This is a genomic window from Haloterrigena turkmenica DSM 5511 (assembly GCF_000025325.1).
Lineage (GTDB): Archaea > Halobacteriota > Halobacteria > Halobacteriales > Natrialbaceae > Haloterrigena > Haloterrigena turkmenica.
Map to the genome: position 1 here is coordinate 3308266 of NC_013743.1, position 19208 is coordinate 3327473.

Here is a 19208-nt window from a genome sequence, read left to right on the forward strand (position 1 = left end):
GGCGGAACGCTAGCTGCGGACGCGAGCGCCGACGCCGATCAGCGCAGCGATCAGGGCCGCGCCGGCGCCGAAGCCGGGCATGCTATCGCCGTCGTCGCCGTGCTCGACATCGTCCGCGCTCTGGATCGCCACGTCTCGCTCCGAGAAGTGGTCGATCGCGACGAGCACGTCGGCGGCCGCCTCAGCGTCGCTCGAGGAGGTCACCATGTAGCGAGGATCTTCGCCAATCCCGCCTTCCAGTTCGCTGTACGAGGAGACCTCCGCGGCGGCCTCGCCGTCGACGGTCACCGCGAGATCCTCGGCGCTGCCGACGGCCTCGAGGGCGGCCTCGGAGACGGAGACGATCACGATCTTCCCCTCGCTCTCGGCGCGTTCGACGGACATCTCGAGGCGCTCTTCGGCCTCGGCGCCGGTCTCGACGGCGGTGTCGTGGCCGTAGGTCGCGACGTCGACGACGCGCTCGCCGTCGACCGCGTCGGCGTAGACCTCGGCGGTCGCCGTCCCCTCAGCGATCAGCCGTTCCTGCTCTTCGGCGTTCTCGTCGCGCTCGCCGCTCTCGTACGAGCGGAAGACCAGCGTCGACTCGCTGCCGAGGTCGGCGGTCACGTCGCCGTTGTCGTTGACCGCGACCTCGCCGTCGCCGGCGACGACGAGCGCGCCGGTTCGGTTTTCCGTTTCGACGAGGACGCGGTCGCCCTCGTCGCTGGCCGTCGCGTTGCTCTCCTCGGAGAGATTCAACTCGACGTACTGGGCGTCCTCGCCCGCGTTGACGGTGAGAATGCCGCGTTCGGTGTCGTGGGCGGACAGCGACGCCGAGCCGTCGGTCGCGACGTCGGCGCGCGTCTCGCTCTGCGCGTCGAGGGAGAGTCCCAGACCGGAGAGATCGACCACGGCCGAGAGCCGGGCGTCGGCCCCGGCCTCGGTCCGGCTCTGGTGGTCGCTCTGGCTGGCGACGGTCACGTTCTCGAAGACCGTCTCGTCGTCGACGCGGTAGTCGACGATCGCGTTACTCGAGGTCTCGAACGCGACGTGGGTACCGGCGTACGCCTCGCCGTCGGCCGTCGCGTCCTTGGCGGTCATCGCGTGCGATTCGGAGGGCTGTGCTGCGCCCGCAGCGCCGCCGACGACGGCGACCGACAGGGTCGCCATCGTCACGAGGGCTGCGAGTGCAACGGCTGCGATTCGGGACATTGCACTCCGCCGGGAGACACTGGGGTGTAAAGGGCCTTCTGACAAAGTCGTCCAACTGTGGGAGCAAACACCCTCCTTGTCCGGAAATGTTGCTAAAAAGTAACCTGTGTGGAACTACATTCGGGAAGAGAAACGAACCCGAACGAATCGATTCGCTGCACTCATCGACTCGGCTCACACCGACGCCTTCGAGTCAGTCCTGCAACCGGGCGAACAGGCCGGCGACGGCGATCGCGATGACGGCGACGCCGACACCGAAGCCGGGCATCCCGTCGCCGCCGTCCTCGCCGGTGTCGTTTCCACTGCTGACCTCGGTCTCGCCGTCGCCGTCGCTGGTCTCGCCGTCCGCGTCGCCGCCGTCCTCCGCATCGGTCTCGCTTCCGTCATTCGTCTCGTCGCCGCTATCGGTTCCGTCGTCTGTGCCGTCCGTCTCGTCGCTATCGTCCAGGTCGCTGTCGGCACCGTCGATCGTCGCCGTTCGCTCGGAGAAGTGGTTGACGGCGATGTAGACCGTCGCCTCGGCCGACGCCTCCGACTGCTGGGCGATCATATATCGGGTCTCGTCGCTCCCGATCGCGCCCACGAGTTCGCTCTTCGAGGAGACCTCCGTGGCGGCCTCGCCGTCGATTCGGACCTCGAGATCCTCGAGGCTGCCGACGGCCTCCTCGGAGACGGTGGTCAGCACGACCGTCCCCTCGTGGGTAGCGCGGTCGATGGTCACGTTGACCCGATCGCGCGCCTGGGTTTCGACTTCGGCGCTGGTCCCCTGGCCGTACGTGACGGCCTCGCCGACCGCCTCGCCGCTCCGGTCCTCGACGTGGACCTCGACGGCCGACTGGCCGTCGGCGATCAGCGATTCCTCGTACTCGTCGGTCTCGTCGCGCTCGCCCTCCTCGTACGACCGGAACGCCAGCATCGCGTTCTCGGCGAGTTCGGCCGTGACGTTGCCGTCGTCGGTGACCGTCACCTCGCCGTCGCCGACGACGAGGAAGGTTCCCTCGTGGCCGTCGGTCTCGACGCGGACGCGGTCGCCCTCGTCGCTGGCCGTCGCGTCGGCCGCGAGCTCGGCCCGAACGTACTGGCTCTCCGAACCGCTCTCGACCACGAGCGTGCCGCGTTCGGTGTCGTGGGCCGACAGCGTCGCGCCGCTCTCGGCCTGCACCTGGGCGCTCGTCTCGGACTGGGCGGCCAGCGAGAGGCCGGCGCCCTCGAGGGTCGTCAGCGTCTCGAGGTCGACCTCGGTTCCGAGATCGGCACCGGCCTCGGCGTCGCCGGTCGACTGGACGGCCACCGAGGAGAACGTCTCGTCGCCGCCGACCCGGTAGTCGGTGATCGCGTCGCCCTCGAGGTCGAACGCAACGTGCGTGCCGGCGTACGCCTCGCCGCCGGCCGTCGCCGCGCTCGCCGTCTCAGTTTCGCCGTCGGTGGTCGTACTCGATTCCGTGTCGGTCGACGCGCCCGCGCCGGCTCCGAACGCCGCGCCGACGGCGCTCGTCGCCAGGAGCAGCGCCACGATCACTGCGAGTCCACGGTTCATGACAGTCGCAGCTTCCGACTGGGATATAACATAGCTTCTGACAAACCCGTCAAAATGAACGCCACGAAGATGGTGGGGCCCTCGAGCGGAGCGCCACGAGGTCGTCTTCGCTCTACCGGGAGAGGTCGGTCCCGCCCGATTTGACGACCGCGTCGACCTCCTCTTTGGAGACGAGCGCGACGTCGCCCGGAATCGTCCGCTTGATCGCCGCCGTCGCCGCGGCGTACTCGAGGGCGGTCGGGACGTCGTCGCCGTGGAGGCGGCGGGCGATGAACGCGCCGGTGAAGGCGTCGCCGGTGCCGATCGACGAGACGGTGTCGGTCTCGTAGGCCGCCTGTTCGTGGACGACGCTGTCGTGCCAGCCGATCGCTCCCTCGGCGCCGCGGGTGACGACGACGGTCGTGAAGTCGTACTGCGAACCCAGCCGGTGGGCCAGTTGGCGCGGATCGCCCTCGATGCCGAGGACGGTCCGAGCGTCTCTGGCGGCGATGACGAGCACGTCGATTCCCGGGAACAGTTGGGTCAGGGTCTCGCGGGCCTCGTCGGGCGACCAGAGCTTGTTCCGGTAGTTGAAATCGAAGGTGGTCGTCGTCCCGCCCTGTCGGGCCGCCTTGAGCATGTTCGCCGTCGTCTCTCGGAGCGTCGAGGAGAGCGCGGGCGTGATCCCGGTCGTGAAGAAGACGCGCGCGTTCTGGATCCGATCGATGTCGAACTCGCGGGCTTTCGCCGTCGAGACGGCGGTGTTCTCCCGGTCGTAGATCACGTTCGTCCCGCGGGGCTTGCCCGCCCGCTCGAGGTAGTACGTGCCCTGACGCCCGCGGTGGCTCCAGACGACGTCGGTGTCGATCCCGTGCTGCCGGAGTTCGCCGACGACGCGCTTCCCCAGCGGCGTCTCCGGTACCTTCGAAATCCACGACGCCGTCGCGCCCAGCCGACTCGCCGCGATCGCGACGTTGCTCTCCGCCCCCGCCGCCCGGACCTCGAACTCGTCGACGTCCTCGAGGCGCTCGTTCTGCGGCGGCGACAGGCGGAGCATCGTCTCCCCGAACGTGACGATGTCGCTCACTGATCGGCCCCCCGGACCGAGTCGCCGGTGCTGTCTGCGTCGGTCATACCCGGAGCAACGGACGGCGGCGATATAAGTTATGGCGATGAGTTAATCGCTGCGTAAGAGCCGTTGACCACGGTTTCAGCCCTCGAGTCAGGAATCGATGGTCGAGTCGACCGTCACCAGCGCCGGCCGAGCGGCATCGGCCGTATGATCGGTCTCGCCCTCGGTACCGTTCGGCGCGTCGCGCTCGAGTTCGAGTCGGAGATCGGCGCCGAAGGCCTCGAGTAACTCGCGACTCGTCGCCACGTGGTCGGTGACAGCAGGGATCCGGACGCGACCGCCAGCGAGCGCGAGGAAGACGAGCAACTGATCGGCCATGTGGCGGTCGACGGGCGCCGGTCCGCTCCCGGCCTCGATATCGCGTTTCAGGAAGCGGTTCGCGGCGTCGGCGGCGTCCTCTCCGACGCGCTCGGCCGGTTTTCCGCGCTCGCCCAGCGCGGTAAAGCCCGCGATTCCCGTCCCGTGATCGACGCGGAGCACGATCGCCGAGCCAGGCGATGGGCTCTCGACCGTCCGTTCGCAGCGGTCGACGACCTCGAGGTCGGCCTCCGCGAGCGCCAGCCGCTCGAGGGCGCCCTCGGCCTGCCGGTACGCGACGTCCCGATCGGCCAGCGACGCGGACTCGGTCGAGTAGAGTCGGACGCCCTCGAGCGGACCCCGCTCAGCGAGTTCGATCGGCTCGAGCGTCGAGGGCGCGAGATGCAGCGTGGCCCGCCCGCCGCCGTCGGGGTAGAACCCCCGACGATCGACCTCGACGGCGGCGGTGAGCCCGACCCGCCGGAGCAGCGGCAGCTTCACGCGTCGCACGTAGTCCAGCGGCGGCGACCACGCCACGTCGGTGCCGCCGGTGACCGTCACCGACAGCTGCGACTCGAGCACCGAGGCGAGCGGCAGGAGCGCGTCGAATAGCAGCGTCGCGCTCCCCGCGGTGCCGATATCGACCTCGTAGGTGCCGCCCGCGAGCCGGCCGCGTCCGGCGCCGCTCCAGCCGCTGGCGTCAGCAGTGGACTCGAGGCCGGGCTCGAATTCGACCGTCTCGGCGCCCAGTTCCGCGCCCGAAACGTCGGCGTCGCAGACGGCGGCCATCGTCTCGAGGACGGCCAGATGCTGGTGGCGCAGTCCCGGCGTGGATCGATTCCCGCGGACGTTCTCGATGCGGACGGGTTCGTTCTCGAGGACCGACAGCGTGAGCGCGGTCCGGACGAACTGGCCGCCCGCGGTCGCGCCGTCGAGATCGATCGTCATGGACGGCCGTTCGGCGTCGATCCCCGTACCGTTGCCGATCGCGCGACGGGCGACGGGCGTCGCGGGATTCACCGTCCCGCGCGAGGGGCAGTGCGGCGCCCTAGAGGGTGGCCGGCACCGGATCCGTCTTCGCTTCAGTTCTCGAGAGCGAGCAGATCGACGAAATCTCAGCCGCACCGGCCGGAAACCGTGCTACGGCGTCGACGGCAGCCGTCGCAGGCCGTCCCGTTACGACGGCCGAACGACGAGGGGTGCGTATGACCGAACTCGGAGACCGGCTCGTCATCCTCGTGATCGCGGTGACCGGAGTGCTGGTGTTCGCCCTCGGCTGGGCGGGCGGGCTGGTCGAAGCGGAAGCGTCGTCGGAGCTACTCTTGTTCGGCGGACTGGCCCTGCTGGCCGGCCTCATCGTGATCGGGATCTGGAAGGGGTTCGACCGGATCAACAGTCGGCCGGACTGAGACCATCCGAGCCCGCGTTTCGATTGAGGGAACCAGTCCGAACGCAGCCCGCTCAGCCCTGGTGGCCCGGGTAATCCCGCTCGAATCGATCCTCTATCTCGCGCTCGTCGAACCGAACGATCACCGGTCGCCCGTGCGGACAGGCGTACGGATTCTCACAGTCGTCTAAGGCCTCGAGGAGGTCGACCACTGACCCCTCGGTCAGCGACGTGTTCCCCGTGATCGACGGGTAGCAGGCCAGATCCCCGAGGAACTCGTCGGCCAGCGCGTCGACCGTCTCCGCGCCCGCCTCGCGGTCGCCCTCGACGAACGACGCGAGGACGTCCCGCAGCCGCTCGGGCGCGATGGTCTCCTCGAGTACCGCAGGTACCGTCGTCACGGCCACCGTCCGGTCGTCGGTCCGGTCGGCGTAGAAGCCCAGCCGCGAGAGCGCCTCGCGGTAGCCCTCGAAAGCCTCTGCCTCAGCGGCGGTCAACTCGAGTTCCACGGGCTCCGCCAGCGCCTGCGCGGCGGGATCATCGGCGAACGCCTGCTGCAGGCGCTCGTAGTTGACCCGCTCGTCGGCGGCGTGCTGGTCGATCAGGACGAGGCCGTCGTCGGTCTCGCAGACGAGGTAGGTGTCGTCAAGCTGTCCCAGCACGCGCAGGGCGGGCAGCGAGTCGAAGTCGGTCTCGTCTCCGGTCGCGGGCTCGCCGGAGAGCGTCCGCTGTTCGGTGGCCGCGGCGAACTTGCGCTCCGGCTGGCGGTCGCTCCGATCGGAATCGTCGTCTCTGTGATCGACGCTCGAGTCTCCTCGAGACGCCGTCGACTCGGTCGTCGGAGCGTCGCTCGAGGCGCGTCGCGTCGACTCGCTCGAGGCGGTTCCCGACGGCGTTTCAGACGTACCACTCGAGTCGCTGCCGGACGGACCGCTCGAAGCGGTTCCCGACGGGCCGCTCGAGGCGCCGCCGGCCGGTGGTGATCCGGCCGAACCCGTCGTCGAACCGCTGTCGGCGGATTCGGCGTCGACTGTCGACGGCGACCGCGACGAGGCCGCTGCGGTATCGTCGGCCGTCGGTTCGGATGGCGACTCGGATCCCGATTCCGACTCACCGTCGCCCTCGAGCGCGGCCGGGAGGTCCTCGGTCGTCGGCTCCCCGTCGCTCGTCCCGCGAGGGGCGTCGCCGGGAGCGACGCTGGCCTCGCCGGGTGCCGACCGGCCGCGGGGCGCCCGCGAGCGCAGCAGGCCGTGCTCCAGCAGCGCCGACTCGACGGCGGCGTCGACCTGCCGGCGGACGGAATCATCGTCGTCGAACCGCACCTCCCGCTTCCGGGGGTGGACGTTGACGTCGACGGCCTCGCCGGGCACCTCGAGAAAGAGCGTCACGAACGGGTAGCGATCGCCGCCCAGCTGGGCGCCGTAGGCGCCCATGATCCCCTCGCGGACGGCGTCGGCGGTGACCGACCGACCGTTGACGTAGGTCGCGAGGTACTCCGGACTCGAGCGGTTGGTTTCGGGGTGAGAGACCAGCCCGGAGACCGACTCGAGCGGCCCCGGCGGGAGGTCGTCGCCGTCGGCCTCGACGGCGATCATCGCCGAGGCGACCTCGCGGCCGTAGACCGCCATGACGGCCGCTTGGAGGTCTCCCTGTCCCGTCGTCGCGAACACCTCGCGACCGTCGTGAGTCAGCGAGACCGCGACGTCGGGGTTCGCCAGCGCGTAGCGCGTGACGACGCGGTTGACGTGGGCGAACTCCGTCGCCGTCGTCTTGAGGAACTTCCGGCGGGCCGGCGTGTTGTAGAACAGATCCTCGATCTCGACGATCGTCCCCTCGGGACAGCCCGTCGGCTCGACGCCCGTCACCTCGCCGCCCTCGTAGGTCAGCTTCGTTCCCGCACCGCCGGACTCGTCCCCGTCGCGTGGGCGCGATTCGATCGTCACTCGCGAGACGGAGCCGATGGTGTGTAAGGCCTCGCCGCGGAAGCCCAGCGTGGCGACGCCCGATTCGAGGTCCTCTAGCCCCTCGATCTTGCTCGTCGTGTGCTCGCGGACGGCCGCGCGGACGTCGGCCTCGCCCATGCCGCGGCCGTCGTCGGCGACCCGGATCAGTTCGGTGCCGCCCGCTTCGACGGTGACGTCGACGCTGTCGGCGTTCGCGTCGAGGCTGTTCTCGACGAGTTCCTTCACCGCGCTGGCGGGGCGTTCGACGACCTCGCCGGCGGCGATGCGGGCGACGGTGTCCTCATCTAGCTGGCGGATCTCGGTCTCCTGTGGTGGCTCGTCGGTCATAGCTCGATCTCCGCGTGCGAACGGCCGGCCGACTCGAGGAGCGGTATGGAACTGCGGAGCCCTGCTCGAGTGCGTCCGACGCCGTTCGCTCGGTTCATGGCGGTCGCTCTCGCTCGAGCGAGGTTAATCTGTGGGTTAGTGACTGTCCGGTTCGCCGGATCGTCTCGCTCGACGATATCGGCTCCGCGGGGTGCTACTCGCTCGCTTCGAGAAGCCCGTCGACGGCGGTCCCGATCGTCTCACGGCCCTCCTTGGGGACCTCGACCAGCGGCGGGCGCACGGCGTCCGAGGGGATCACGCCGCGGTACTCGAGCGCCGTCTTCGCCGCCGGCGCGAACCCGTGAGCGGCGCAGGCGCCGAACAGTTCGCTGACGGCGTCCTGGAGTCGGTCGCCGCGCTCGTCGGCAGATGCCTCGTACAGTTCGGTCAACTGCTCGGGCACGGCGTTCGAGAGCGCGTTCACGCCGCCGTCGGCGCCCATGCGCAACGCGGGGACGAGCAGGGCGTCGTACCCCTGCAGCATCAGGAAGTCGTCGGGCGTTCGGCGCATGACCGATAGGAAGTACTCGAGGTCGCCGCTCGAGTCCTTCAGGCCGACGATATTCTCGTGGGCGGCGACGGCCGCGACGGTCTCCGGTTCCAGTCGCTGGCCGGTACAGGCCGGGATGTTGTACAGCAGGAGCGGCAGCGGGGACCGGTCGGCGATCCGTTCGAGGAACCGCTGGTTGCCGTCGGGCGCGTTCGCCGTGTGGAAGTACGGCGGCGTGACGACCGCCGCGTCGGCGCCGATCGCGGCCGCGTCCTCGGCGTAGTCGACCGCCTCGGCGACGCTCGTGGCCGCGGCGCCCGCGAGGACCGGCACCTCGCCGTCGACCGCGTCGACCGTAATCTCGTGGACGCGGTCCCGTTCCTCCGGTGCGAGGCTGGCGAACTCGCCCGTGGTGCCGCAGGGGAAGACGGCGTCGATGTCGTTCTCGAGGAGGTGCTCGAGGAGGTCGCGGAGCACGGGTTCGTCGATATCGCTCGAGTCGGGATCGAAGGGGGTGACGAGCGGAGTGGTGATTCCACGGAGTGCCTGCTGAAGTTCCATACGTGGATGTTTCTCGGTGGGTGCAAAAACGTACTCGCTCTCTCGATTTCGATTAGGGAGCACTCGAGTCGGCCGTGATCGCTCGCTTGAGTACAGTTTCGGCGGGTTTTCGATCGTCGCCGACCGTTACGGACATCGTGCAGATCCTGCTCGCGTGGCAACGGGAATTGCCACCTCCTCCCCGACCGATTGCTGCTCACGGGCGCTGCGGGACGGCTCTGCCGTCCCGACAATCGCGGCGCGTTGCGCCGCGCTCTGCCCGTTCGCTCGGTCCGCGGAACCGTTGGTTCCGCGCTACTCGAGCCCCAGATCCTGCGACATCGAGTTCCCGGCCCGCGGGACCCCCTTCGCGGTCACGGTCTCGCCGTTCATGAACGAGGCCGCGGGACTGGCGAGGAACTGCACGACGTCGGCGATCTCCTCGGGGTGACCGATGCGGCGCTCGGCTTTCTCTCGAGGCGGCATGTCCTCGCTGTCGATGCCCAACGTCTCGGCGACGCCCGGCGTTTGAACGAGTCCCGGCGCGACGCAGTTGACGCGGATGTCGTGTTCGGCCCACTCGACGGCCAGCGTCTCGGTCAGCCGGATGATCGCCGCCTTCGAGGCGCCGTAGTGGCTCTCGCCGGGCGCGGCGTGCTGGCCGTTGACCGACGAGAGGTTGATGATGACGCCACCGTCGCCTTCGCGCATGACCTCGCCGGCCAGTTGCGTGCAGTGGACGGTACTATTGAGGTTGAGGTCGATGATCGTCTGCCAGCCGTTCTCGGAAATCTCCTCGAGGGGGCGACGAACTCCCCGCCGGCGTTGTTCACGAGGATGTCGACGTCGCCGAACTCGTCGACGGTTTCGTCGACCAGATTCTGCACCCGCTCGCGCTCGCGGACGTTGCACTCGACGGCCAGCGCCTCGCCGTCAGCCTCGCTCTCGTTGATCTCCTCCGCGACCGGTCCCACGCGGTCCATCGACCGCGAGCAGATCGCGACGTTCGCGCCGCCGGCCGCGAGCGTCTTCGCGATCGATTCCCCGATACCCTGACTCGCGCCGGTGACGATCGCGGTCTTCCCCGCGACGCCGAACTCCGGTTCGTGCATCGTGTTAACTCGCATCCCACCGAGACATAGCAGTACCGATCTCTCGCTTTCAAGGGTCCAGCCTCGACCATCCGTCGCCCGATCTGCGTCGCTCGTCTCCGTCGACCGAGGAACGACTCTCGAGGCTCGAGCGCCCCTCAGTGCGACTTAGTGGCACACGCCGGCGGCGGTCTTTTCGGCGCCGCTCGCATCGAATCTGTATGGACGCGCGACGGAGCTACGCCGTCGCCCGGGAGGTCGTCGCGGTCATCGACGAGCACAACGTGACGTTCATGGCGGGCAGCATCGCCCACGCCGCCTTTCTCTCCCTATTGCCCCTCCTACTCCTGCTGTTTCTCGTCGCTGGCGCGGTCGGCAACGAGTACCTGACCGAACAGCTCGTCGCGATGGCTCGCGACCACCTGAGTCCCGCCGGCCAGGGGCTGGTCTACGAGGCGCTGACTCACGCCTCCGAGCGCGGCGGCGCGTCGCTGATCGGACTCGTCTCGCTGCTGTGGGGGATGTTGCGGATCTTTCGCGGCGTCACGACGGCCTTCGACGAACTCTACGCGGACGGCGAGAACTCGTTCCCGGAGAAGGTCGTCAACGGCGCCGTCGTCTTCGCGGTCATCCTGATCGCCACCGTCGGCGCCGGCTTCGGGGCGACGACGCTGGCCTCGGTCGACCACCCCGTCGTTCAGGCGGCGACGCCGATCGGCCTGTTCGTGGCTCTCTCAATCGCGTTCTTTCCGATGTACTACGTCTTCCCGGACCCGGACGTCTCCGTTCGAGAGGCCCTTCCGGGAACGCTCATCGCCGCCGGTGGCTGGGTCGTCCTCGAGACGGTCTTCGGGATCTACGTGGGGCTGGTGAACACCGTCGGGACGTTCGAGACGTTCGGCGCGGTCATCCTACTGTTGATCTGGCTCTACGGCAACGCGCTGATCCTGCTGGTCGGCGCGGCGGTCAACGTCGTGATCGGCGGCCACCGCGCGATCGACCGCGAGGACGATCGCGATTCCGAGGACGGGAACGCTCAGGAACCGGTCGGTGCGTGAGACCTCGTCGCCCCGGTCGGTGCTCGAGATCGACGCGACCGTCGAGATCGGCTCAGCCGCCCAGAAACGCACGGAAATCGTCTCGAGTACCGGTCTCGCCCGTCGCGACGTAGTAGGACGCCGCGCAGTTCCCGAGCGCGAGCGCCGTCTCCCAGTCCCAGCCGCGTGCGCGGGCGACGGCGAGGCCCGCGCCGAACCGGTCGCCGGCGCCCGTCCGCCGTTCGAGGTCCTCGAGGGCGACGTTCTCGACGACCGTCGTCTCCGCCCGCGTCGCGACCGCCGCGTGCTCGGTCTCGTGGAGAACGGCGGCCGTGATCCCCGCCATCTCCCGAACACTCTCGAGGCGCTCGAGGTCGGCGTTCGTCCCGGACGCGTCCGATTCGGCGTCGATCGCGTCCGCCGTGTCCTCGAGTTCGGCCCGATTCACGCTGTAGACGATGTCGGTCGTCTCCTCGAGTTCGCCGAGCGCCTCGAGGAGGTCGAGCAGAGCCCCGTCGGACCGCGTATTCACGGGCCCGGGATCGAGAACGAACGTCGGTGCCTCGAGCGAGCCCTCGGCGAGCGTCTCGAGCGCGTCGGTCAGCCCCTCGACGGACGCCCAGTTGCCACAGCAGACGGCGTCGGCCGCCAGTGCCTCGCCGGCGTCGCCGCTCGGCGCCGCGGCCTCGAGGTCGGCCAGCGACCAGTTCGCGACGGCCGAGGACCGCTCGGAGAGCAGGAGGTCGTCGTCATCGAAGGAGAAGACCGAGATCCGCGACGGCTCGCCCATCGACACCGTCTCGAACGGCAGGTCGTCGAAGATCGGATCCTCGAGGTGGCCGTAGAGCGTCGGTTCGTCGCCCAGTGCGTGGGCCTGTCGGGCCATGTTCACCGCCTGCCCGCCCGGCTCCCGGGCGTCGCGCTCGATCGGAACCGAGTCGCTGTCGCCGCGAGCGATCCGATTCCCGAACGTCTCGCGGTCCGCAATCCGATCGCCCGCCGCGTCGAACGGGGTGTAATAGGTATCGACGCTGCCGTCCGGAAACACCGCGATCCGCCGCTCGCGATCGTCACTCGCGAGTCGATCGACGAGCGCGTCGTAGCTCATATCGGATCCGCAACGCCCGCCGGCAAAAACCACTGCGCTGCGCTACGGTCGCTGCCAGCGTCCGTTCCCGTCGTCACTCGTCCGCGCGCGGGAGTTCGATCCGAATCGTCGTTCCGTCCGGGCCCGTTTCCTCGATGTCGATCGTCCCGCGGGAGAGGGAGACGATCCAGTGAACGAGCCAGAGCCCCATCCCGAGGCCGTGATAGAGGGGTTCGACCGTCCCGTCGCCGGTGATGATCCGCCGCTCCTCCTCGGGAAGGCCGGGACCGTCATCGACGATCCGGAGGTGGACCGTTTCGGGTCGCCGCTCGACGCGGAGTTCGACGGACGGCGACGCCCGATCGCCGTGGACGACGCCGTTTACGAGGAGCTCGTGAATCGCCGTCTCGAGCGTTGGAATCCCGACGACGGTCGCGTTCGGATCGCCCGCGAGCGTAACGTCGGCGTGGGGGTAGTCCATGCGGACGCTCCGACACGGTCGGCGACAGAGCGGCTCGAGTGCGATCGGCTCCGGCGTCGGTCGCTCGCTCAACAGGCGGACGATCGAGCGGTGTTTATCGGTCAAGCCGAGCAGTTGGTCGGCCTCCTCGACGATCGTCTCCGCGGCGGCTTCGGTGTCGCCGCCGGACCGCTCGGCGAGCTGTTCGGCGGTCCCCCGGATGATGCTCATCTGGTTGGCGAGGTTGTGTCGCAGGACGCGGTGGAGCACGCGGAGCTGTCGCGTCGCTTCCTTGCGCTCGGTGACGTCCTGCTGGAACCCGACGTAGTTCGTCACGTCCCCGTTCTCGTCCGCCACCGGTGCGACGGTGACCCGGTTCCAGAACTCACTCCCGTCCTTCCGGTAGTTGCGGAGTTCGACGGTGTTCGATCGTTCCGCGTCGATCGCCGCGCGCAGGTCATCGACTGGCTCAGTCGCGGTTCGCTCGCCCTGGAGGAACCGACAGTTTCGACCGAGGATTTCCTCGCGGGCGTATCCGGTGAGCCGTTCGAACTGATCGTTGGCGTAGACGAGCGGATTGTCCGGCCGCGTGGCGTCGCTGAGCGTGATTCCGATCGGCGCTTCGTCTATCGTCCGGTTCTTCAACTCGAGTTCGTCCTGTCGCTCCCGTCGCTCCGTGATGTCGCGGACGAGCCAGAGGCGACCGTACTGCGTTCCCGCGTCGCTGCGAACCGGCGTCGAGTAGAGCTCGAACACCCGGCCGTCGTCGAGCGCGAGCTCGTCGTGGCTCGTTTCCGCGGGGTTCTCGGTGAGGTGTTCGACCCGGCGGATGAACGCCGCCGGGTCCGTGACCCGGTCGCGAATGCGGTCGAGGACGGCGTCGCCGCGGGGCGGCTCGAGCCCGTCAGCCGAGAGGTTCCACAGATCGCGAAACCGGGTGTTCCAGGTGTGGAGCTCGCCGCCGTCGCCGACGACGAGGACCCCGTCGGGCATCGCCTCCTGCTGGGCCTCGAGGAGCGATCGGCGGAACTCGAGCTCCCGTCGCTGCTCGGCGCTGCGGTGGTTGCGCAGGGCCCGATGGACGACGTCGGCGACGTCACCGGCGAACTGGATCTCGGTCTCGGTCCACTCGCGCGTCCGGCCGACCTGTTCGTGACAGACGACGCCGATCACGTCGCCTTCCGAACGGAGCGTCGCGTCGAGCAGCGATTCGACCCCCGTCGGCTCGAGATAGTCGGCCGTCAGTTCCCGCGTTCGCGGATCCGTACGGGCGTCGCCGGCGCTGATCGATCGGTGCGTCCGTAACGCCTCGAAGTACGCGGGATAGTCGGCCGAGACCAGTTCCGTGCCGCCGGTGTGGTCGTCCGTGCGGTCGTCGTAGCGGTCGACACAGCGGAGGCGGTCGCCGCCGTCGTCAAACAGCCAGACGCTGACGCGAGTCGCACCGACGATTTCGGCGGCGGTCTCCGTGACCGAACGGAGGGCTGCGTCGAAGGCGCCCTCGACGACGTCGTCGTCGGTCATGAGATCGAGGACCGCCTCGTGATAGCGTTGGCAGTGCCGCCGTCGCCGCTCGTCGGACTCGTCCTCGGCGGTCATCGGAATACGTCCCGTTTCGTGACGGGTCGAATGAAGTTTTGGGCCCGTCCGATTCGATCCCGGCTCACGAGGGGATCAGCGGTCCGTCTCCTCGAGGCGCTCCTGGAGCTTCTGGACCTCCGAGACCAGTTCGATCGGCGGCGTCGTGTTCACGTCGATCTCCGCGAACTCCTCGAGGACGGCCTTCGCCTCAGGATCGATCGTCTCGCCGGCGGCCGAGTCGTTCGCCTCGGCCGATTCGCCGCCGTCGGAGGGGCGCTCCCCTCCGTCGGCGTTCGCCGGCCCGCGGAACTCGCCGTCGCCGAGGTCGAAGACGGTCTGGACGGGCTCGCTCGAGGAACCCCCCTTCGCTTCGATCGCCTTCTCCTCGCGCAGGCGCTCGAGGACGTCCCGCGAGCGGTCGACGACGGGGTCGGGCACGCCGGCGAGGTCGGCGACGTGGATCCCGTAGGAGCGATCCGTCGGGCCGTCCCGGACCGTCCGGAGGAAGGTCACGTCGCCGTCCCGCTCGTCGGCGGCGACGTGGACGTTGGCGACGCGAGGCAGCTTCTCGGCGAGGCCAGTCAACTCGTGGTAGTGGGTGGCGAAGAGCGTCTTCGCCTGCACCTCGTTGTGCAGATACTCCGTCGCGGCCCACGCGATGGAGATGCCGTCGTAAGTCGCCGTGCCGCGGCCAACCTCGTCGAGGATCACCAGCGAGTCCTCGGTCGCAGTGTGGAGGATGTTCGAGAGTTCGCTCATCTCGACCATGAACGTCGACCGCCCCTGCGCGAGTTCGTCCAGCGCGCCGACGCGGGTGAAGATGCCGTCGACGAGTCCGATTTCGGCCGACTCGGCGGGGACGAAGCTACCGATCTGAGCCAGCAAGACGATCCCGGCGACCTGTCGCATGTACGTCGACTTGCCGGACATGTTGGGACCGGTGACGACGAGGAAGCCGCGGTCTTCATCCAGACGCACGTCGTTGGGAACGAACTCAGTTGTCTGCTCGACGACCGGGTGCCGTCCCTGCTCGACGTCGAGGCGGTCGCCCCGATGTAACTCGGGCTGGACCCACCGATTCTCGGCCGCGTGGGTCGCCAGACTCGCCAATGCGTCGACGGTCGCCAGCGCCCGCCCGACGTTCTGGAGCAGTTCCGCCCGCGCGGCGACCTCCTCGCGCAGTTCCTCGAACAGTTCGTACTCGAGGTTACCCCGTTGCTCCTCGAGTCGGAGGATCTCCCGTTCCTTCTCCTCTAATTCGTCGGTCGTAAAGCGCTTGGAGTTCTTGAGCGTCTTGATCTCCTCGTAGTGATCGGGGACGCCGTCGGCGGCCGACTTGCCGACCTGAATGTAGTAGCCGTCGGTCTTGTTCCGGTCGACGGTCACGTGGCTCAGACCGTACTGTTTTTTCTCCCGGTCGGCGAGCGTATCGAGCCACCGCTTGACCTCCTCGTGGCGGTCGATCACCTCGTCCAACTCGTCGTCGTAGCCCTTCCGGAAGAGTCCCCCCTGCGTCACCGTCGACGGCGGCTCGTCAGCGATAGCTTCCTCGAGGGCTTCCCGCAGTTCGCTCGCGGCTTCGCGGTCGGGCCGGTCGACGATCTCCGACAGCGGCGACGCCGCGAGATCGGGATTCGACGCGATGGTTTCCGCGAGCGCGGGCAGAACTGCGAGCGTCTGTCGCACCGAGAGCAGGTCTCGTGCGTCGGCGCTACCGTGACTTGCCTTCGAGGCCAGCCGCGCCAAGTCGTAGGCGTCGCCGAGCCGGTCCTGTAACTCGTCGCGGGCCAGCGCCGCCGACGCCAGCGCGGCGACGCTCTCCTGGCGGCGCTCGAGCGTCTCGAGCGACCGTCGCGGCCGCTGGAGCCACTCCTTCAACAGGCGACCGCCCGCGCTGGTCTCGGTGTGGTCGATCGTCGCGAACAGGGACCCCTCGCGTTCGCCCTGCATCGTTTCGGTCAGCTCGAGGTTACGCTGGGTGGTCGCGTCCAGCGTGACGTGGTCGTCGCCGTGGTGGGCCTGAATCCGGGTCATCGAGGCGAGCACGCCGGTGCCGGTCTCCGCGACGTAGTCGAGCACCGCGCCGGCGGCCGCGAGGGTCGAGTCGCCGACGGCGAGCCGGTCGACCGTCTCCTCGCCGAACTGCTCCCGGACGGTGTGGGCGGCTCGTTTGGGCGCGAACGCCTCGGTCTCGTGGAGCGTCAGCGCGGCGTCGATGCGCTCTCGCACGAGGCCGAGCAGGTCGTCGTCGGTTCGCACGTCGGGGCCCGGCAGCACCTCGACGGGATCGAACCGGTATAGCTCCGTCAGCGCGTCGTCGGCGTCTTCCGCGTCGGCCACGAGGAAGCGGCCGGTCGTCACGTCCGCGAAAGCGAGGTCGTAGCCGCCGTCGCTTGCGGACTCGGTGCCGTCGACCACCGCCGCCAGATACTGCGCGTCGGCGTCGGTCGTCTCGAGCAGCGTCCCGGGGGTCACGACGCGGACGATCTCGCGGGCGTGGCCGGAATCGGTCTCGTACTGGTCGGCGACGGCGACGCGGTAGCCGCGCTCGACTAAGGCCTTCAGATAGGGCGTCAGATCGTCGATCGGCACGCCGGCCATCGGATACGACGAGCCGTGCGAGGACTTCTGGGAGACCTTGAGATCGAGTTCGTCGCTGACGGTCTCGGCGTCCTCGCCGAAGAACTCGTAGAAGTCGCCACACTGCATCGCCAGCAGATCGGCGTCGGTGTCCTCCTTGAGCGAGAAGAACTCCCCGACGATACCCGTCGCCTCTGTCATAGGCGGTGACTGTCCCTCCACCGCAAAAACCCTGCGGGATCCGCGGCGGACGTGATCGGTCGGCGACGGATCGACGGTTCGAGACGCGGCCGACGAGACGGTTCCGGTCATCGACACGGGAGGGCTATATGGCGCCCACCGTGGTAGGAAGACGGACCACCAGTTATGTCTTCACCCCGCGACCATCGCGTGCTGGTCCCGGTCGACGTCCTCGAGGGCGAGTCCGTTCCGCAGACGATCGTCGACGCGTTCGCGTCGATCCCGGTCGTCCTGCTGGGCTACCGCGAGCTCCCCGACCAGACCTCGACCGACCAGGCGCGCGACCAGTACGGCGACCGCGTGCGGGCCGAAATCGAGGAGCTCCGAACGGTGTTCGAAGACGCCAACTGTGACGTCTCGTCTCGGATCGTGTTCACCCACGACCGACTGAAGACGTTCGAGCGCGTCGCGGTCGACGAGTCCTGCGACGCCGTCCTGTTGCTCAACCCGGCGCCCGTCCTCGAGACCGTCCTCGTCGCGGTCCGGGGCGACGTGAACGTCGAGTACATCGCTCGACTGCTCCGGACCGTCCTAGACGGCACCGACCTCGAGGTGACACTCTTTCACGTGGCAAGCGACGAGTCGGATCGAGAGGCGGGTGTGGAACTGCTTGCAACGGCCCGCGACGCGCTGGTCGACGAGGGCGTCCCGAGCGAGCGCATTGACAGCACCGTCACCGTCGACGGCTCGCCGACGGAGGAGATCCTCGATGCGGCGGCCGATCACGACCTGCTGGTCGCCGGCGAGAGTCGACCGTCGATCCGTCGCTACGTCTTCCGAGACCGGGCCGAGCGACTGGCTAAACGGACGGTCGATCCGGTGCTCGTGATTCGCGGCGAGTACCTCGAGGCCGAGGATGAGCGGGAATCGGTCGACGCTCCCGACGACGCTGACCCGAACGGTCGTTCCGGGGAGATTACCAGCGGTGATCGAGAAGCCGAGTGAACGGAGTTCGTCGGTCGAACTCACTTCGAGGAGTCCGCCTTGGTATCGACGCCGCGGATATCGAACGAGAGCCTCAGTTGCGAGTAACTCACAATCAGGAGTGAAGACCGCCCTCTCGAAGGTTTGAACCGGTGATTTGAACGGGTTTGCCTGCTAGTGCACCCGACAGTACCACACCGTCTGGAGTGTGAGGATGGTTCGAGTCACACAGTGTATGTCTTCGACGAATTCGAACTGCTCCGACGGTTCAGACTCCACGATACGGGTCGAGCACCAGTACGACGGTGATACGCCGCCGAGTATCGCGATCGTTCGAGCCATCGCCGTCATCGAGGACGTCGATCCGATGGATTCCCCGGCCGAACTCGGACTCACGCTCTTCGACCACGTCGATCCGACGGCGCTCGACCGACTGGTCGCCGAAACTCCCGGTCGCAGTACCGTCACCGTCGACCTGACGATTCATACTGATCACTACTATTGCGTACGGATACGAGGAAACCACCTGATCGTCGAAAAAGCGTCGAGCAATTCTGGAGAATCGGCGACCGACTAGATCGCGGGTCAGTCACTCCCGTTTTCTCGGACGACGAGCACCGGCGCGATCGATTCGGTAGCGATTCGTTCGGCCGCCTCGCCGAAGACCAGCGAGCGGAGCGACGGCGCCTGCTCCCCGATGACGACGGCGTCGTGGGCGGCCGCGGCCTCGAGCAGCGCCTCGAAGGCCGGGACGTCGATAGCGAGTTGCGTTTCGACGTCGATACCGTGGGCCGAGAGGGAGTCAGCCGCCGTCTCGAGCAGTTCCGCGCTGGCGTCTCGCCCCGACTCGTCGCTCGCCAGAAAGAGCGTGACGCCGATCTCGCGGTCGGCGATCAGCGCGGCGACGAACCGGATGATTCGATCGACGGCGACGTCGCCCGTCAGCGCGACGAGGAGCCGATCGACCTGCCCGCTCGCGCCCGTGATCGCGTAGGCGTCGGCGGCCGTCTCTGCCGCGACCCGGTCGATCGTCTGCTCCCGGTCGCGGGTGAACACGAGGCGGTGATCGGCGCTCGTGGCCGCCGTCTCGAGGGTCGCGACGAGGTCCTCGAGGGCAGCGGTCGCCCGGTCCTCGTACTGCAGTCGCGCCTGATCGGGCGGCGTCTGCTCGGGCAAGACGTGGTAGCCCAGCACGGTCGCGTCGACCGGCTCGAGCAGCGCCGTCAGTCCGGGCGAGAGCGCTTCGCCCTCGAGGATCGCCACCGGGACGAGGACCCGTGTCATCGGCGCTCACCTCGGCAGAGCAGCGTTCGGGGCATCGATGG

At 68.5% G+C, this 19208-nt stretch carries 14 protein-coding genes and 1 pseudogene; 4 read left to right on the forward strand and 11 right to left on the reverse strand.

The features are described from left to right. Positions 1-9: 9 nt before the first annotated feature. From HTUR_RS15830 to rtcA, 4 genes are all read right to left on the reverse strand, one after another. Entirely contained in the window at positions 10-1191 is a 1182-nt protein-coding gene (locus HTUR_RS15830) for a hypothetical protein (RefSeq protein ID WP_012944337.1), read from the reverse strand. 193 nt (positions 1192-1384) lie between these two features. After that, a complete protein-coding gene (locus HTUR_RS15835; protein ID WP_012944338.1) occupies positions 1385-2728 on the reverse strand; it encodes a PGF-CTERM sorting domain-containing protein in 1344 nt (447 codons plus the stop codon). A 112-nt stretch (positions 2729-2840) separates the two neighbouring features. Then, positions 2841-3794, reverse strand: a complete 954-nt coding sequence (gene kdgK1 / locus HTUR_RS15840; protein WP_012944339.1) for a bifunctional 2-dehydro-3-deoxygluconokinase/2-dehydro-3-deoxygalactonokinase — start codon at positions 3792-3794, stop codon at positions 2841-2843. Between the two features lie 135 nt (positions 3795-3929). After that, entirely contained in the window at positions 3930-5084 is a 1155-nt protein-coding gene (gene rtcA, locus HTUR_RS15845; protein WP_012944340.1) for an RNA 3'-terminal phosphate cyclase, read from the reverse strand. Positions 5085-5341: 257 nt separating this feature from the next. On the opposite strand from rtcA, the gene HTUR_RS15850 reads away from it, so the two are divergent. Further along, entirely contained in the window at positions 5342-5545 is a 204-nt protein-coding gene (locus tag HTUR_RS15850) for a hypothetical protein (protein ID WP_012944341.1), read from the forward strand. Between the two features lie 52 nt (positions 5546-5597). On the opposite strand, the gene mutL is transcribed toward HTUR_RS15850, so the two are convergent. The 3 genes and pseudogenes from mutL to HTUR_RS15865 all read right to left on the reverse strand — a co-directional run bounded on the left by mutL (position 5598) and on the right by HTUR_RS15865 (position 10010). Further along, entirely contained in the window at positions 5598-7814 is a 2217-nt protein-coding gene (mutL, locus tag HTUR_RS15855) for a DNA mismatch repair endonuclease MutL (RefSeq protein WP_012944342.1), read from the reverse strand. A 193-nt stretch (positions 7815-8007) separates the two neighbouring features. Then, positions 8008-8904: a dihydrodipicolinate synthase family protein gene (locus HTUR_RS15860; protein ID WP_012944343.1), complete on the reverse strand. Its 897-nt coding sequence runs from the start codon at positions 8902-8904 to the stop codon at positions 8008-8010. Positions 8905-9198: 294 nt separating this feature from the next. Then, positions 9199-10010: pseudogene (locus HTUR_RS15865) on the reverse strand (SDR family NAD(P)-dependent oxidoreductase). Positions 10011-10195: 185 nt separating this feature from the next. On the opposite strand from HTUR_RS15865, the gene HTUR_RS15870 reads away from it, so the two are divergent. Continuing rightward, entirely contained in the window at positions 10196-11032 is an 837-nt protein-coding gene (locus tag HTUR_RS15870; protein ID WP_012944344.1) for a YihY/virulence factor BrkB family protein, read from the forward strand. A 52-nt stretch (positions 11033-11084) separates the two neighbouring features. Here HTUR_RS15870 and HTUR_RS15875 read toward each other — a convergent pair whose 3' ends face one another. The 3 genes from HTUR_RS15875 to mutS all read right to left on the reverse strand — a co-directional run bounded on the left by HTUR_RS15875 (position 11085) and on the right by mutS (position 16920). Further along, positions 11085-12119: a PfkB family carbohydrate kinase gene (locus HTUR_RS15875; protein ID WP_012944345.1), complete on the reverse strand. Its 1035-nt coding sequence runs from the start codon at positions 12117-12119 to the stop codon at positions 11085-11087. Between the two features lie 73 nt (positions 12120-12192). Next, positions 12193-14157 carry a PAS domain-containing protein gene (locus HTUR_RS15880; RefSeq protein WP_012944346.1) on the reverse strand — a complete coding sequence of 655 codons (1965 nt, stop codon included), beginning with the start codon at positions 14155-14157 and terminating at the stop codon, positions 12193-12195. A gap of 75 nt (positions 14158-14232) precedes the next feature. Further along, positions 14233-16920: a DNA mismatch repair protein MutS gene (gene mutS, locus HTUR_RS15885; protein WP_012944347.1), complete on the reverse strand. Its 2688-nt coding sequence runs from the start codon at positions 16918-16920 to the stop codon at positions 14233-14235. Positions 16921-17085: 165 nt separating this feature from the next. Here mutS and HTUR_RS15890 point away from each other — a divergent pair, with 165 nt between their 5' ends. Next, positions 17086-17904, forward strand: a complete 819-nt coding sequence (locus HTUR_RS15890; protein WP_012944348.1) for a universal stress protein — start codon at positions 17086-17088, stop codon at positions 17902-17904. A gap of 214 nt (positions 17905-18118) precedes the next feature. Next, the gene (locus tag HTUR_RS15895; RefSeq protein WP_012944349.1) at positions 18119-18460 is read left to right on the forward strand and encodes a HalOD1 output domain-containing protein; all 342 of its coding nucleotides are present in this window, start codon (positions 18119-18121) and stop codon (positions 18458-18460) included. Positions 18461-18468: 8 nt separating this feature from the next. On the opposite strand, the gene HTUR_RS15900 is transcribed toward HTUR_RS15895, so the two are convergent. Next, positions 18469-19167 carry a universal stress protein gene (locus tag HTUR_RS15900; protein ID WP_012944350.1) on the reverse strand — a complete coding sequence of 233 codons (699 nt, stop codon included), beginning with the start codon at positions 19165-19167 and terminating at the stop codon, positions 18469-18471. Between the last annotated feature and the right edge of the window lie 41 nt (positions 19168-19208).